The organism is Streptomyces sp. NPDC006743 (assembly GCF_040703815.1).
GTDB lineage: Bacteria > Actinomycetota > Actinomycetes > Streptomycetales > Streptomycetaceae > Streptomyces.
Window position 1 is genome coordinate 225417 of record NZ_JBEYJA010000007.1, and the last position, 15295, is coordinate 240711.

Below are 15295 nucleotides of genomic sequence, written 5' to 3' on the forward strand. Positions count from 1 at the left end.
ATCACACCACGCCTCGGCATCTCGGAGTCGCGAGCAGACCTCGTCGGCGACCGCCTCGGGCCCTCGCCGACGATGCAGCAGGGCAAGCGATTCTGCAGGGATACGATGCTGACCGTGGAGGCACCCTGGCGCCCACTCGCGATGACACCCATCACCAAGCAGTCGAAGAACCAACCTCACTCGCCCAACCATCAGGTCGTCATCGAAGCGACCCGACTCACGGTAAGCATCGGGCCACTCGTCGTCCTGCTCGGCCAAGACCGCCCCGACCATGCGGATGACGGCGGTGCAGTCGGAGAAGATGCCGACCACGTCGGCGCGACGCCGGATCTTTCTTGTTCAGCCGCCCCTGCGGGTTGTTTGACCAGATCTGCCGCTAGATCTCCCGCAGGAAGGCTGCGGAGGCCAGCAGATCATGCCGGGCATCGTCCAAGTGAGCCGCCGCCTTGGGAAGCCTAGCCTCCAAGGTGTCCAGGACGTGTGCCATCTGAGCTTTGCCACGTCGGCGCCGGGCTGTTCGAACACGTTCCGTAGCGGGACGACTTCCGCCGTCGAGACCCGGACTGGAACATGGGAGCGGGAGAGGGAGAGGGCTGCAGTGTTCGACCGCTACCGCAACCCGGTTTCGCCGTGAGTCCACTGCGGGGTATCGCTCGGCTGCCCTGCACATCCGCCGTGCAGGCAGCCACCACCGTGGACGGCTCCGGGTTGGAACCTGCTGGCCACACCGCATCCTCTCGTTGCAACGGCGGTAGAGGGGATGGACGCGATGACCGCCTCTCAGGCGTTCTCGTCGTGGATCCGCGCGCCCAGATCCTCCGCCCACTCCAGCGCCCACGCCTTGAGTTCTTCGATCTGCCGAGAGGTGAGCCCGTACGCGGTGTAGTCCTCATCCTCGTACCAGTCCGCGCCGATCAGCCGGTCCCGGAGGTCTTCGAGGCTGAACTCGTCATGGGCGCGACGGCGGCCCAGGGATTCGAGGTCTGCGGTGGAGCGGTGGCGGGAGGCAGCCTGGACGTCGATGAGGTCGCGGACGGTGCCGCGGTCGGCGAGGGCACGGACCTTGGTGCCGATCACGTCATCGAGGGAAAGAACGGGGCCGTAGGGGGTCTGGGCAGGCGGAGCCCAGAACGCCTCTTGAGAACGTCGACCTCGCACTCCTCGCCGGTGTCCGGATCGGTGACGAGGAACCGGCCGCTGAGCGGATCGGTCTGGACGTGCGTGGTCCGCCATCCGCGCGCGCTGAGGCCGGCTGTGAGTGAGGTGACGATCTCCTGCATCGGAGCAGGGTTCTCGGTGGCGACGTCGAGGTCGCGGCTGAAGCGTTCGACCAGGCCGTGGGCCTGGACGGCGTATCCGCCGGTGAGGACCAGAGGGTAGGGGGAGCCGATGTCGAGAATGTCGGCGAGGAGGCGCTCGTGGAGCGGAGTGAGCTTCACGCGGCGGTCGCGCTGGTCGTAGCGGTGCGGAGCAGCTCGGGGAAGGCGTCCTCCCAGACCTCGCGGATGTAGGGACTGATCAAGCGCCGCAGCACGGGCCACTGCTCGGTGAGCAGCCGGTGGTGCAGGAGGGCCACCAGGTCCTCACTCAGTCCTTCGGCGAGGACGGTCCGGTAAAGCGTCATGCGGGACTTCGGACGGTCCAGGCTGTAGCTCGTCCGCCCGGACCAGGCGATGTGGAGCGGCAAGTCCACGCTGCCCTCGACGGGGCCGGCCAGCTCCTGCAAGCGCTCGGGCAGTCGGCTGCGGTAGCGGTCCCGCAGCACCTCGGCACGGGGCGCGGTGGTCGTCGTGTCCATGCATCCAGTATCGCTGCCGGGAGGCGGCGGCATGGCGGATACGGGGGTCCCACTGTCGTACGTACGTCGGGCGGCCGCCCGCTCTTCCCTCGGACATCTCACCCGGTGGGCGCTTAGCGCATCATCGCCTACCCGTGTAGGCCCCAGGTGGCGCGGCAACCGGCTGCCCTGCAGACCTCGGCGGCCACGGGTGCCGGTACCGGAGACCCTCGCCGTCCGCGAGGGCCGGCCGGTGCACCGTGCACCGGACCCGGGCGAAGCAGGTGCCCGCTGTCGTTCTCGCCGGCGGTCGTGGCTGGCGAGAGTGACGCCACAAGCCGCAGGAACGGCGAGGAGCACAGCACAGTCGCCCCGGAAGCGGGCTTGCCGCAGGCCGGTCGGGGTCCGGTCGACCGAGATTCACGTCGAGGGAGAGAATCCGCATGACAGCACGGAAGCAGCCGCAGTCCCTTTCGTCGGTGGCGACCGACACGCCGACGGACGAGATCATCAAGCTCCTGGCCCGCGACGGAGGCGTCATCGTCAGGAACTTCCTGACGACGGAGCAGATGAACCGCTTCAACGCCGAGATCGAGCCGCCGCTGCGGGCGCTTCGCCCGGGCTCGACCCACGAGAACGAAATGGTGGCCGCGTTCCACGGCAGCAACACCAAGCGGCTCACGAACCTGGTCACGCACAGCGCCACGTTCCGCCACGAGATCCTCGAACACTCCCTGGTCCACGAGGTCTGCGACCAGATCTTCCTGCCGGAGTCGGGCACGTACTGGATGACCACCGCGCAGGTGATCGAGATCGGCCCCCACAGCAAGGCGCAGATGCTGCACCGGGACCTGGAGAACTGGTTCCCGTTCATCGGGATGGGGCCGGGCGGCCCGGAAGTCACCCTCAACTTCCTCATCGCCCTGACGGACTTCACGGAGGACAACGGCGCCACCCGGGTCATCCCCGGCAGCAACCACTGGAGCGACTTCGAGGACCGCGGGACTCCTGAGCAGACGATTCCCGCGATCATGAACGCTGGAGACGCCCTCCTGTTCAGCGGCAAGACCGCGCACGGTGGCGGCGCCAACCGGACCGGCGACGAGTACCGGCGGGCTGTGGCCTTCGCCCTCAATCCGGGCTTCCTCACCGGCGAGGAGGCGTACCCCTTCCTGGTCGACATGGAGGTCGCCAGGACGCTCTCGCCGCGCGTCCAGCGCATGCTCGGGTTCCGCTCCCAGTACCCGACGGGCTCGCCTGGCCTGTGGCAGGTCGACTACGCCGACCTGGGCGACCACCTCGGTCTGTGAGAGCCGGCCCGATCAGCTCACGCGCCCCGGCCGGCCCCGCAGGCCGGTCGGAGGGGACGGGGTTGCGGTCAGGCACGGCCGCCTTCGCCCGATGCCGTGTGCTCGGCGGATCCGCACGCGAGGGCGAGCAGTCGCCGCCAGTCGACCGGGGGCGCAGGCGGCGGTACGCCGGGGCGGTCGCGTGGCAGCAACACCCGTAGCGCGCGGGGCCGTACCGAGCACACGACCGGTGTGCGCAGCCACAGCGCCTCCCCGTCCACCGCCACCGGGATCCCGGCCTCCTCCCCGCCCGCCGCCACCGGGAGCCGCCTTCCCCCGGCCGTCACCTCGACCCGCCGCGCGGTCGTCACGGTGAGCCCCGGCGCCTGTGAGCCCCACAGGGCCAGCCCCGCCGCCTGTGCCGCGTTCTCCACCCTGATCCCGATCACACCCAGCTCACCGTCGTCGAGCACGGGCCGGCGCCCGCCGCCGCTCAGCTCGTCGGGCGAGACGTACGGGTTGTTGCTGATCAACAGCGCCTGCTGGTCCGCGAGCCGGGTGCCGTCCACCCACGCGTCGAGCCGTCGCGCGCCCTCCTTGGCCAGGAGGTCCGGCATCAGTTTCAGGGCCGTGCCCGTCTTGTCGTCGCGGTACTCGGGGCTGCGCACGATGTCCGCGTACACGCCGAAGGACACCGTGTTGACGAAGGGACGGCCGCAGACGTCGCCGAGGTCGACCCGGATCTCCTCGCCGTCGGCCAGCGCGTCGAGACAGCGGGCCGGGTCGGCGCGGTCGAGGCCGAGATCCATGGCGAAGTGGTTGCGGGTGCCCGCGCAGACCACGAGGAACGGCAGTCGGTGTTCGGCGGCGACGGCCGCGACCAGTGCCTGAGTGCCGTCGCCGCCGGCGACACCGAGCAGGTCGGCACCGTCGTCCACGGCCTCGCGGGCCAGTGCGGCCACGTCGACCGGGGCCGACGGGTCCAGGAGGATCACCCGCGCCCCCAGTCGCTCCGCCCGCTCCACGAGGCCGAGGCGGCCGACCTTGCCACCGCCCGACTTCGGGTTCATGATCAGCACCGCCCGCTTCGGCCGACGCGCGCGGACGGGTCGCTGCGACCGGGGCGGCCGCGCTCGGTGCAGCGCCGCGCGGCCGCAGGTCACCGCAGCCGCCCAGCACAGGCTGGAGATCAACGCGATCGGCCACAGACCGCTGCGCGCGTAGAACACCAGCACGCCGGCCGGCGCCGCGACGGCCACGAAGGCGCCGAACAGCCGCACCGGACCGCGCCGGGCCACGAACCACCAGAGGCCGGCCGCGCAGACCACAAGCCCGAGGATCCCGGCCACGACCACGAGCAGTCCGCCCCCGCCCAGCGCGAGCAGCAGCACCCCCAGGGCGGCGGCCGCCGCCACCACGGCGCACCGCGCGAGCAGGCGGGCGAACCGCCCGGCCCACGACCCTGCTCTTCGTGTCCTGTCTATGGCCTTCTCCTGACGAGTGCTGATCCGTCCTGCCTCACCAGCCTGGCGCAGCGCCCCTGGCCGAGTACGTCCCGCACGCCCGTACGGGTGAGCTGGTCAGTCGGCCGCGTCGATTCCCGGCGCGAAGATGAGCAGCGGCAGCAGTGGGGCCAGTGCCGCCGCTGTGGCGATGCGGGTGCGTCGCAGTGGCCCGAGCGTCGGCGGGGGCAACGGACCGGCGCGCTCGCCCGCGTGGTGGCGGCGGTGCCCGGCGTCCGGCGCGCCCTGCCTCGGTGAAGGCCCCCGCAGCACGGTCCGGCGGGCTGCCGCCCGTGAACCCGGGGGTCACGCGGGCCGGTGATGCGTCCGAGGCCGCGCGCACGAGAATCAAATTCGAATCGTATTCTAGTCTAGGGGACGGTCCACTACCGTCAAAGCTCCTGGAGGCATCGCTTGAGATCGGGTGAGAACCGGCCCCACGGCAGGTGGGAACGGCACGGTGCCGCGTACGGAATCCGCTACTTGCGGGTGGTCGCCGGCGTCGATGTGCTCGGCGCGGTGTGGGTGTCCCTCGGGGACGACATCCGGCGGCACAGCACCGAGGAGCTGTTCACGCCGTACCTGGTCACGCCCGGCTTCGCGTCCGGCGCCTTCGCGTTCTTCCTGGCGGTGACCCTGCGCAGGCGCAAGCGGGCCGCGTGGATCCTCAACCTCGCACTGTCCGGGTCCCTCACGGCCGTCTTCGCCGGGGTGCTGGTACTCGTCCCGGAATGCCGCGGCCATCCGCAGAACTGGATCTCGCTGGCGCTGACGGCGCTGTTCGCGGGTGCCCTGCTGCACGGACGGCGCGAGTTCTACGCCAAGGGCGACCGGTCGAACCCGAGACGGGCCTTCCTCACCGCGGCCGGCGGTCTCCTGGTCACCTCGCTCCTGGCCGCGTTCCTGGTGAAGGCCGCCGACGAGGCCCCCGGGTCCTCGACCTTCACCGAGCGCTGGGGTTACGGCCTGACGCGGGCGGTGTCCATGGAGCCGGCGCGGGACGAGTTCCCCGGCATCTCCACCCCGGCCTGGGCCGACGCACTGATCAACATGGCGAGCGCGGCACTGTTCGCGGCCGTGCTGTGGGCGGCGTTCCGGTCGGTGCGGGCCACGGACCCGATCACCGCCGACGACGAGGAACGGCTGCGGGCCCTGCTGGCGCGGCACGGCGAGACCGACTCGCTCGGCTACTTCGCGCTGCGCCGGGACAAGAGCGCCGTCTTCTCGCCCACCGGCAAGGCCGCGGTGACCTACCGGGTGGTCGGCGGGGTCTCGCTGGCCTCGGCCGATCCACTGGGCGATCCCGAAGCCTGGCCGGGCGCGATCGAGCGGTGGCTGACCGAGGCGCGCGAGCACGGCTGGACGCCCGCCGTGATGGGAGCGAGTGAACTGGGCGGCACCGTGTACGCCCGGCACGGCCTGGACGCGCTGGAACTGGGCGACGAAGCCGTCGTGGAGATCGCGGACTTCAGCCTGGAGGGCCGTGCCATGCGCGGAGTGCGCCAGGCGTACCACCGGGTCCGCCGAGCCGGCTACACCGTGCGGATGCGGCGCCACGCCGACATCGGCGCCGAGGAGATGGCCCGGCTGGTGCGGCTGGCCGACGACTGGCGCGACGGGGACACCGAACGGGGCTTCTCGATGGCCCTCGGCCGGCTCGGTGACCCCGCCGACGGTGATTGCCTGATGCTCGAATGCACCGACGCCGAAGGCCGGTCGCGGGCGCTGCTCAGCTTCGTGCCGTGGGGCGAGAAGGGGCTGTCGCTGGACCTGATGCGGCGGGACCGGGGGTCCGACAACGGCCTGATCGAGTTCATGGTGCTGGACCTGATCCAGCGTGCGGACGAGGCCCGCATCACCCGGCTGTCCCTCAACTTCGCCATGTTCCGGTCCGTCTTCGAGCGCGGGGCCCGGCTCGGCGCGGGACCGGTGCTGCGGGCGTGGCGCTCCCTGCTCGCCTTCTTCTCCCGCTGGTGGCAGATCGAGTCCCTCTACCGTGCCAACGCGAAGTACCGCCCGGCCTGGGAGCCCCGTTACATGCTCTTCGAGAAGAGCACCGACGTGCTGCGCATCGGGCTCGCCGCCGCCCGCGCCGAGGGCTTCCTGACGGCGCCTGGACTGCCGAAGTGGATGAACCGGGGACAGTTGCAGCGTGGGCTCCGGCCCTGACAGCGGTCCTGGCTCCGGTCCTGGCAGCGGTCCTCCTCGAAGACCGGGCGGAGGCCGGGGCCGCCGAGGTGGTCGCGGGGCCGGCAACGGCTCGCCGGCCTCGAGGCTGCGCAGTACGCCACGGCCGTCGCACCGAGGCGTCGGCGCGTGGCGCGGGAAACAGCTCCTCGGCCACCGCGGCCGCGCGACCGGGCGCGGTGGGGCGGCCCGCCGCGTCAGCCGCCCGGGCGCGCGGCTCGCGTCACGGCGCCCCTTGGAAGGCGTACGTCTGGAGGTACGCGGTGAGGAGGCGGCGCGCCTCGTCGATCGTGGCGTCGTCCCCGGCCGGCGAGCGCCGGAAGGCGATGTCGAAGAGCCGGGTGCCGGTCTCGAAGGCGAGGAGCAGGGCGAGCAGGGGGGTGCCGGCCGCCACGAAGCGCTGCTCGACGAGGTGGCGCCAGAGCCGTTCCGCCTGCGCCTCGTCGAAGGCGCGCACCATCTCGTCGAGCGTGGGGTGGCGTCCGGCGAACCACAGCTGGACGCAGCTCGGGTGACGACGCAGATAGTCGAGGAGCAGATCGAACACGGCATCGACGGTCTCGCGCAGCGTCGGCACCCTCGGCCCGGCCAGCGTGGCGCCGATGAGGCCGTCCAGCTCGCTCAGCTGTCGCTGCAGCAGTTCGGCGTCGACCTGGTGCCGGTCGGCGAAGTAGTGGTACATCGAGGCGATCGGGATGCCGGCCCGCTCACCGGTCGCCTTGAGCGTGGCGGCCTCGTAGCCCTTCTCGGCGAGCAGGGCCTCGGCGGCGTCGAGGATGGCCTTTCTGCGCTCCATCCCGCGACGCTGGGCTGCCGCCGGGCGGGCGGCGGGGCGGCTTGCCGCATGTCTGTCGAACACGATTCGAGATCGTACCGCCTCGCGGCCGGCTCCTCCGCGGTGTGCTCGGGCCTGTCCGGGGGAGGCGTTCAGGCCTGCCCCTACGCGTCGAGCATGGCGGGCACACCGACTTGGTCCAGTGACCAAGTCGGTATAGTCGCTCGTATGGCTCACGTTTCCGCGGCCGAGCGCCGACCCCAGCTGATCAAGGCGGCCATCGCCCTCATGACGAGGGAGGGTGTGACCGCGGGCAGTACGCGTGCCATCGCCGCGGAGCTGGGTGTCGCCCAGGCGACGGTCCATTACACCTTCGGGACGAAGGAGGACCTCTACCGGGCGGTCATGGAGCAGCTCACCGGGGACCTGATCGCGCAGGTCGAGCGGGCGGCTCCGCAGGACGCGGGCTTCGAGGAGACCATCGCCGCGATGGCCGGCGCCCTGTGGCGCACGGTCGAGGAGGAGGCGAGCGGTTACCAGCTGCTGACGGAACTGGCCATGCTGGCCCTGCGCACTCCCGGTCTCTCCGCAGCGCGAACGGCGCACTACCAGCAGGTCAACGAGGTCACGGCGCGCGTCTTCACCGAGACCGCCTCCCGCACCGGGTACGTCCTCGCCCAGCCCGCGGGCCTGGTCGCCCGGTTCTTCCTCTGCGGCTTCGACGGCCTGACGATGCAACGTCTCTACGCCCCGGAGAAACCCACGGACGACACGGGGCTGCGAGCCCTGATCGCCGCGACGGTCGCGCTGGCCGGCGGCAGGCTGGAACTCGCGGACCTCCCGACCGGCTGACGGCCACGGGCGTCTGCACGTCCGTGGCCGTCATTCTGCGAGGAGCCGGGTCAGCCGGCCCAGACGTCCTCGACGTAACGACCGGACTCGACGAGACTGGTCAGCCAGCCCGCCGCCGCCCCGTCGTCCGCGCCCGTCCGCTCGCGGTGGACCGCCATGAACGCCTCGCGCACCGCGGGCGCCATCCGCCGCCCGTCGCCGCAGACGTAGACCTTGCCCCCGGCCTCCAGCACCGCCCAGACCTCGTCGGCCTCCCGGGCGATGCGCTCCTGGACGAAGCGGACACCGTCGACGGGCGCGTGCATGAAGGTGGGACGCATGCTGACGGCGCCGACGGCCTCGGCCAGCTCGAACTCCTCGCGGTGGAGGTAGTCGACTGCGGGGTGGTCGCAGCCGAAGTAGCAGAGCAGGGTGCCGGTGGATCCGGTGTGGTGCCGGTCGAGGACCGCGCCGCGGAAGGGCGCGAGGCCGGTGCCCGCGCTGACCAGGATCACCGGGACGGACGGGTCCTCGGGGAGGCGGAAGGAGTCGCTGCACGGAAGCACCCTGGCCTGGACGACGTCGCCGGCGTTCACGGTCTGGACGTGGTGCGAGGCGATGCCGCGGAAGGTGCCCTCGCCGGAGCGGTGGGGCGCGGCGAGCAGCGACACCATGAGGTCCACTTCGCCGGGCGACGCCTGGGCGGAGGAGGAGATCGAGTAGTGACGCGGCCGCAGGACCGGCAGCAGCTCCAGGAAGTGTTCGAAGGGCAGCTCGCAGGCGCGGTACTGCTCCAGGAGGTCCAGGAGGCTGCGCCCCCGTGAGGTCACCTGCTCGCGGAAGTCCTCGGGCTCGGCGGCGGCGAGCGCGGCCAGCGGCTGCTTCTCGGGCGGGCAGGCGGTGTGCTCGGCGAGCACGGCCACCTGCTCGGGGGTCGCGGCGTCCTGGAGCTCCACGAAATCGGTGAGGAGACGGCGCAGGGTCAGCGGCCGGTCGACGGGCAGGGCGCCCCGGCTGCGGCGCCGGGCGCGCAGGCGGACCGTGCGGTCCAGATCGAGTCCGAAGCGGGCGGCGACCCGCTGGACGAGTGCCTCCGGGTTGCTCGGCAGGATCGCCAGGTGGTCGGCCGTGCGGTAGGTGACGCCCTCGGGCAGGCGAAGGCGCAGGAAGCGCTTGGAGCGGCCGAGTTCGTGGTCCGTGTCGACGAGTTCGTAGGCGTCGAGGACCTCCATGGGCTGGACGCCGTGCCGGGCGGCGAGGCCGCCGATGACCGAGTCGGTGGCGTCCTCCAGTTCGTAGAGGCCCTGGCCGTCCTCGGGCTCCGCGGCCGCGCCGGCGCCGGCCGTGGCGTCGCCGTACCGTTCGAGCAGAGCGGCCCACAGGTCGGTGGTCCAGCGGTCGACCGTGCCGGCGAAGTCACCGGAGGCGTCGGCCGCGCCGCGGGCGAGGAGGCGTACGGCGCCGGCCGCCATGAGACGTTCGTCGATGAGGGTGGGGATCCGCTGGTAGGTGGCGGCCCAGTTGCGGTCGCCGACACCGAGCACGGCATACGGAAGGCCGGTGAGCGAGCCGGGCTCCAGACCTTCGAGCCACGCGACGAATGCGGCGGCGTCGTCGGTGGGCCGGCCGTTGTAGGAGGCGGCCACGATCACCAGTGGGCCGGCGGCGGGATCCAGCTTCCCGGTGGCGTCGTCGAGGGCGGCCACGGAAGAGGTGAAGCCGTGTTCCTCGCCTTCGTCCGACAAGTCGCGGGCGATGCCGGCGCAGGTGCCGAGGTTGGAGCCGTGCAGCAGGGTGAGTGCGGTGCCGGAGGCCCGCCGGACCGTGCCCGGACCCTGCCCCACTGCCGTCTCGCCCACCGTCACGGCGGGCCGGCGGCGCTCCTGGGTGGTGCGCCGGGCGAGCTCGAGCGTGAAGTCGTCGGGCTTGAGGGTGAGTGTCTGCTTGATCTCCAGCTGGTAGTCCGTGTGGTCGATCAGCCGGTAGCGGTGGACGAGGGGACCGAGCAGAAGCGTGGCCTCGTGAAGGGCGAACTGGCGTCCGATGCAGGCTCGTTCGCCGTTGCCGAACGGCTTGAACAGGTGGACGGAACGCTTCTCCTCCTGCTCCTGGGTGAAGCGCTCGGGGTCGAACAGCTCGACGTTCTCGCCCCAGGCGGGGTCGCGGTGCAGAGCCGGGGTGAGGACCATCAGCGTCTCGCCCTTGCGGACGCCGTACTTGCCGCCGATGACCGTGTCCTGAAGGGGCTCCACCGCGAAGGCGGGGGCGGTCGGCCACAGCCGGAGGCTCTCGTTGAGCACCTGACGGATGTAGGTGAGCCTGCCGATGTCACCGGAGTCGGGGTCGGGCGCCTCCGCGTCGCCCCACAGCGCGTCGACCTCGGCCTGCGCCCGCGCGAGCACTTCCGGGTGCTTGGTCAGGTAGTACAGGGCGAAGGACAGGGCTCCACTGGTCGTCTCGTGCCCGGCGATGAGGAACGTGATGACCTGGTTGCGGATGTTCACATCGTCCAGCGGCCGGCCCGTGCGCGCGTCCGGGGTGTGCAGCATCCTGCCGAGCAGATCGCCGGTGCTGGTGTCGCCGGACTGCCTGCGCTGCCGGATGACTTCGTCGACGAGGTGCGTCATGAGCTTGACGTCCTGGCGGAACTGCTCGGACCGCTTGAGCCAGAACCGCTCCGAGCCGGGGATGGACTCCCCCTTGGCCTGGGTGAATGCCAGGGCCCGCGTCATGGCCTCCACGAAGGGGTGCGGTTCGTCCTGGCGGAACGACTCGAAGTCGTAGTCGAAGCCGCACAGACCGATGGTGTCGAAGGTCAGGCGGGTCATGTCCCCGGGGACGTCCACGGCACCCCGGCCCGCGGCCTGGTCCCACTTGCCGATCAGGGAGCGGGCGACCCGCAGCATCGTCGCGTGGTAGTCGCGCATCGCGCCCAGCGAGAACGCCGGCATGAGGATGTCATGGGCCTTCTGCCAGTTCGGCTCGTGGTGGAAAGCGGTGAACAGGCCGTCGCCGGCGAACTGGCGGATGTCGACCAGTTCGGGGTGCACGTTCTTGCGGAAGCGGGACTCGTCGGCCAGTTCCGTCACCAGGTCCAGGCCGCCCACGATCACCAGCTCGGTCCCGAAGGCGCGGACCCGGTAGACCGGCCCGAGTTCCTTGACCTCTTTCATCATGTGGACGGTCGCGGCGAAGCCCTTCGGAAGCGAGAGGGCATGGCCGACCAAGGGCAGGGCCGGGCGCTCGGGCACCGGCTGGGCCGTGAGGACGGAGGGCTGGGTCATGAGCGTGCCTTTCATTTCCTCATCAATCGGTCCCCCCAACGTACAAGCGACTTTGTCACTCGACAAAATCGTTTGATTGTGTTGAACGACACGGTCGGTCGAGAGAACTAAAGAAAGCCCTCGGACGTCCCGTCCGGACCGGCTTGACGGCGGCCTGATCGAGCGACAAGGGTGAGCGACATGGTCGTGCGACAAACTCCTCGGCCCTCACCTGTCACGGCTCTCCCCACACGAATCGAGGTTCCCGCCATGACTACGAGCACGATGCTCGCCGGACGGCTCCACCTGGACACCCTCACCTTCGCGGTCGAAGAGGTCCCCGTACCCGTCCCCGGCCCCGGAGAGGTGCTGGTCGAGGTACGCGCCGCCGGAGTCTGCCTGTCCGACGTGCACCTGATCGACGGCAGCATCAGTCCGTTCTTCCCCGTCGACGCCGTTCGCGAGAACGGCGCCGTCACCCTCGGGCACGAGGTCGCCGGCGTCGTCCACACCCTCGGCCCGGACGTCCGAGGCGCCTGGACGCCCGGTCAGCCGGTCGTCCTCCAGGCCGGGCAGGCGTGCGGGGAGTGCGAGGACTGCGTACGCCGCCGCAGCACGTGCCGGCGGCCGCTGACCCGCGGCCTCGACTACGACGGCGGCTGGGCCCAGTACGCCCTCGCCCGCGAGGACACCCTCGTCGCGCTCCCCGGCCACCTGCCGTTCGACCAGGCCGCGATCATCCCCGACGCGGTCTCCGCCCCCTATGCGGCCATCGTCGAGGCGGGCACCGTACGGCCCGCCCAGGCGGTCGGCATCTGGGGCGCCGGCGGCCTCGGCGCCCACGGCATCCGACTCGCGCGTCTGGTCGGCGCGGCTCCGGTCATCGCGGTCGACCCACTGCCCACCGCACGCGAGCGCGCTCTCGCCTTCGGCGCCGACCTGGCACTCGATCCGGCGGCGCCCGACTTCGCCCAGGCCGTCGCAGAGGCCACCGCCGGGCAGGGCGTCCAGGCCGCGTTCGACTTCGCCGGCGTCGCCGCCGCCCGCGCCCAGGCGACCGCCTCACTCGCCCCCGGGGGCGTCCTCGTCCTCGTCGGTCTCACCCCCGACCCCCTCACCGTCGCCGACAGTCTGGACTTCTGCTTCCAGACCCAGCGGATCCGCGGCCACTACGGCTCCGGTGACGACCACGTGGAGCAGCTCATCCGCCTGGCATCCGCCGGCCGTCTCGACCTGACCCCCTCCATCACCGCCCACGTCCCCCTGTCCGATGCGGCCGACGCCGTCGCCCGCCTGGAGAAGAAGACCGGCGACCCGGTCCGCCTGGTGCTCACCCCCTGACGAGGCCCCGCCGCGCACGCCGCCTCGCCCCGCGGCGAGCCGGCGTGCCCGCGATGGTGACGGTCACCGCGCACGACTCCGCTCTCACCATCGGCCGGTGACCCGGGACCGGCGGCTCCTGAGTGTGACTCCGCCCTGCGAGCGGCGATGCTGTCCTGCCGCTCCGGCGTCCGCACCCTCGTGCGGTACCGGGCCGCCGGCTCCTGCGGGAGCGAGCCGCCTCTCCCCTTCGCGGTACCACCGCGACACCTGTGCAAAGGGTGATCACCGCGCGTCCCCAGTATCGTCGGGAACGGCTCTGCCGGCCGCCGCGGCAGGGGGGCGGATCGCCTTCGACGGCGCGGTGATCGCCCTCGGTGGCGGCGGGGTGGTCGCCTCCGCGCCGAGCGCGCACTTCACCATCTCCATGCCTGCCGCTGTTTCCGGCGCTTCTGCCGCACCACCTGCGCTTCCCCGCTCGCGACGCGAAAACTGCGGAGGTTCTCGCTGAAGCCGTGATCTCGGTCCGGTCCCCCGAACCGGAGATCGTCACCAGGAGAGAAGGGAAGGGCCGATCATGGGCAGGACGGTGCAGATCAGCAGGGGGCAGGTCCGTGGCCACGAGAGAGGCGACGGCATCTTCTCCTGGCTGGGTGTCCCGTATGCCGCCGCCCCGGTCGGCGACCTGCGCTGGCAGCTTCCGCAGCCGGTGGAGGCGTGGAGCGGCGTGCGGGACTGCACGGCCTGGGGCGCGCCCGCTCTGCAACCGCAGACCCCGCTGCCGGCGGGCATGCCGCAGGTGACCGGCCTGCCCGCCGGCATGCCGCAGCCCAGCGAGGACTGCCTGTACATCAACGTCACCGCGCCGGCCGCCGCGGAGAACGCCCCGGTGCTCGTCTGGGTCCACCTCGGCGGCTATCAGACCGGAAGCGGCTACGACAAGGTGGAGGACGGGGCCGTCTTCGCCAAGGACTTCGGTGCGGTGGTGGTGAGCTTCAACTATCGCCTGGGCCCGCTGGGCTTCCTGGCGCTCCCCGGCGAAAAGACCACCGGCGCCTACGGCTTGCACGACCAGATCGCCGCCCTGCGCTGGGTCCACGAGAACATCGCGGCATTCGGCGGCGACCCGGGCCGGGTGACTGTCTACGGCGTCTCGGCCGGCGCGAAATCCGTCGCCAACCTCATGGCCTCCCCGATGGCCAAGGGCCTGTTCCAGCAGGCCGCGTCCGGCAGCGGCGGCGGCGACCACGTCGCCACCGACGAGCAGGCCAGGATCATCACCGCCGAGTATCTGAGGGTGCTCGGCACCACCGCTGACAGACTCCGGGACATTTCGGCCGCGAACCTGCTCGCTGCCCAGAACGCGCTCGCCCAGGGCCTGCGTGCCACCTGGCTCTGGCGGCCGGCCGTCGACGGCGCCGCCCTCACCCGCCTCCCGGTGGACGTCGTCACCGAGGGCGGCGCCGCGGGGATCACCCTGCTGGCGCAGCACTGCGTCAACGAGTGCGAGCTCTTCCAGCTGGCCGTCCCCGACTCCTGCGAGCAGTCCGACCGCGTCATGGAGGAGAACTTCGGCGAGAACGGACGCGACCAGCTCTTCGCCGCGTACGCCGATGCCCAGCCGGACCGCGACCGCCGGCAGACACGCGTCGACATCATGAGCGCTGACCGTTACATCATCCCCACCGTCCGCCTGGCGGACGGCCAGAGCGCGCACGCGACCGTCTGGCGTTCCCGCTTCGACGGGCCGCTCACCGGCCTGCCGGACACGCTCGTCCCCGGCGGCACCCTCGCAGCCGTCCACAGCACCGACGCCAGGGGTGTCTTCCAAGGCGGCGACGGCGCCGACGGGCAGATGCACGCCGCGTGGGGGGCGTTCGTGACCACCGGCAACCCGAACGCCGCAGGATTGCCCGACTGGCCGAAGTACACCACGGCCGACCGCTCCACCATGATCTTCCACAACGAGCTCACGCGGGTGGAGTCCGATCCGCAGGCACCGCTTCGCAAGGCCTGGGACGGCAAGGAGTGGGTGTCGGGGACGTGGTGGGAGTTCGACGGCGGGATCCGGTAACAGGATCAGAAGCTGGTCGAAGGCGGCCGGGCCAGGGCGTCCGCGTCGCAGGACAGCCACCGGCCGGCCCTTGCGTCAGCTCGGGCGGCCCTGCGCCGCACTCCTGGTCACGGCTCGGATCCGCCTCGTCTCCTGGACGGCGAACGCATCACAGGGCCCAGACCGGAATCGGCGCGGTCATCTCCGCCCGGTGCCACGGCCCCGGGGGGCCCGGCGCGGGGTCGGCGGGCGCGGGCGGGCGGGGGCCGGCGCCGGCCGGGGGGGGGGCCGGGGGCGG

General features: G+C 71.7%; 9 protein-coding genes and 2 pseudogenes. 5 read left to right on the forward strand and 6 right to left on the reverse strand.

The window, feature by feature from the left end; translation table 11 throughout:
* Window positions 1-234 precede the first annotated feature (234 nt).
* From ABZ719_RS09265 to ABZ719_RS09275, 3 genes and pseudogenes are all read right to left on the reverse strand, one after another.
* Window positions 235-534: pseudogene (locus tag ABZ719_RS09265) on the reverse strand (transposase); the annotation flags it as partial.
* A 246-nt stretch (window positions 535-780) separates the two neighbouring features.
* Window positions 781-1439, reverse strand: a pseudogene (locus ABZ719_RS09270) (nucleotidyl transferase AbiEii/AbiGii toxin family protein).
* The gene (locus tag ABZ719_RS09275; RefSeq protein WP_366724582.1) at window positions 1436-1798 is read right to left on the reverse strand and encodes a hypothetical protein; all 363 of its coding nucleotides are present in this window, start codon (window positions 1796-1798) and stop codon (window positions 1436-1438) included. The pseudogene ABZ719_RS09270 and the gene ABZ719_RS09275 overlap by 4 nt, the downstream one beginning before the upstream one ends.
* Window positions 1799-2220: 422 nt before the next feature.
* On the opposite strand from ABZ719_RS09275, the gene ABZ719_RS09280 reads away from it, so the two are divergent.
* Window positions 2221-3087 carry a phytanoyl-CoA dioxygenase family protein gene (locus ABZ719_RS09280; protein ID WP_366724583.1) on the forward strand — a complete coding sequence of 289 codons (867 nt, stop codon included), beginning with the start codon at window positions 2221-2223 and terminating at the stop codon, window positions 3085-3087.
* Window positions 3088-3155: 68 nt separating this feature from the next.
* Here ABZ719_RS09280 and ABZ719_RS09285 read toward each other — a convergent pair whose 3' ends face one another.
* Window positions 3156-4481: a diacylglycerol kinase family protein gene (locus tag ABZ719_RS09285; protein WP_366724584.1), complete on the reverse strand. Its 1326-nt coding sequence runs from the start codon at window positions 4479-4481 to the stop codon at window positions 3156-3158.
* A 501-nt stretch (window positions 4482-4982) separates the two neighbouring features.
* Here ABZ719_RS09285 and ABZ719_RS09290 point away from each other — a divergent pair.
* Window positions 4983-6737: a phosphatidylglycerol lysyltransferase domain-containing protein gene (locus ABZ719_RS09290; protein ID WP_366724585.1), complete on the forward strand. Its 1755-nt coding sequence runs from the start codon at window positions 4983-4985 to the stop codon at window positions 6735-6737.
* Window positions 6738-6978: 241 nt separating this feature from the next.
* Here the strand turns inward: ABZ719_RS09290 and ABZ719_RS09295 are convergent, their stop codons facing one another.
* Window positions 6979-7551: a TetR/AcrR family transcriptional regulator gene (locus ABZ719_RS09295; protein ID WP_366724586.1), complete on the reverse strand. Its 573-nt coding sequence runs from the start codon at window positions 7549-7551 to the stop codon at window positions 6979-6981.
* Window positions 7552-7758: 207 nt separating this feature from the next.
* Between ABZ719_RS09295 and ABZ719_RS09300 the strand changes: the two genes are divergently transcribed.
* Window positions 7759-8382 carry a TetR/AcrR family transcriptional regulator gene (locus ABZ719_RS09300; protein ID WP_366724587.1) on the forward strand — a complete coding sequence of 208 codons (624 nt, stop codon included), beginning with the start codon at window positions 7759-7761 and terminating at the stop codon, window positions 8380-8382.
* A gap of 50 nt (window positions 8383-8432) precedes the next feature.
* Here ABZ719_RS09300 and ABZ719_RS09305 read toward each other — a convergent pair whose 3' ends face one another.
* Entirely contained in the window at window positions 8433-11645 is a 3213-nt protein-coding gene (locus ABZ719_RS09305) for a cytochrome P450 (protein ID WP_366724588.1), read from the reverse strand.
* A 249-nt stretch (window positions 11646-11894) separates the two neighbouring features.
* Here ABZ719_RS09305 and ABZ719_RS09310 point away from each other — a divergent pair, with 249 nt between their 5' ends.
* A complete protein-coding gene (locus tag ABZ719_RS09310; RefSeq protein WP_366724589.1) occupies window positions 11895-12965 on the forward strand; it encodes a zinc-binding dehydrogenase in 1071 nt (356 codons plus the stop codon).
* A 556-nt stretch (window positions 12966-13521) separates the two neighbouring features.
* Window positions 13522-15018, forward strand: a complete 1497-nt coding sequence (locus ABZ719_RS09315) for a carboxylesterase family protein (RefSeq protein ID WP_366724590.1) — start codon at window positions 13522-13524, stop codon at window positions 15016-15018.
* The last annotated feature ends 277 nt before the right edge of the window (window positions 15019-15295 follow it).

Bases quoted from the DNA above. Each gene is read 5' to 3' on its own strand.
- ABZ719_RS09300 (WP_366724587.1), top strand. From the start codon at position 7,759: ATGGCTCACGTTTCCGCGGCCGAGCGCCGACCCCAGCTGATCAAGGCG.
- ABZ719_RS09275 (WP_366724582.1), bottom strand. From the start codon at position 1,798: ATGGACACGACGACCACCGCGCCCCGTGCCGAGGTGCTGCGGGACCGC.
- ABZ719_RS09315 (WP_366724590.1), top strand. From the start codon at position 13,522: ATGGGCAGGACGGTGCAGATCAGCAGGGGGCAGGTCCGTGGCCACGAG.
- ABZ719_RS09305 (WP_366724588.1), bottom strand. From the start codon at position 11,645: ATGACCCAGCCCTCCGTCCTCACGGCCCAGCCGGTGCCCGAGCGCCCG.
- ABZ719_RS09310 (WP_366724589.1), top strand. From the start codon at position 11,895: ATGACTACGAGCACGATGCTCGCCGGACGGCTCCACCTGGACACCCTC.
- ABZ719_RS09295 (WP_366724586.1), bottom strand. From the start codon at position 7,551: ATGGAGCGCAGAAAGGCCATCCTCGACGCCGCCGAGGCCCTGCTCGCC.
- ABZ719_RS09280 (WP_366724583.1), top strand. From the start codon at position 2,221: ATGACAGCACGGAAGCAGCCGCAGTCCCTTTCGTCGGTGGCGACCGAC.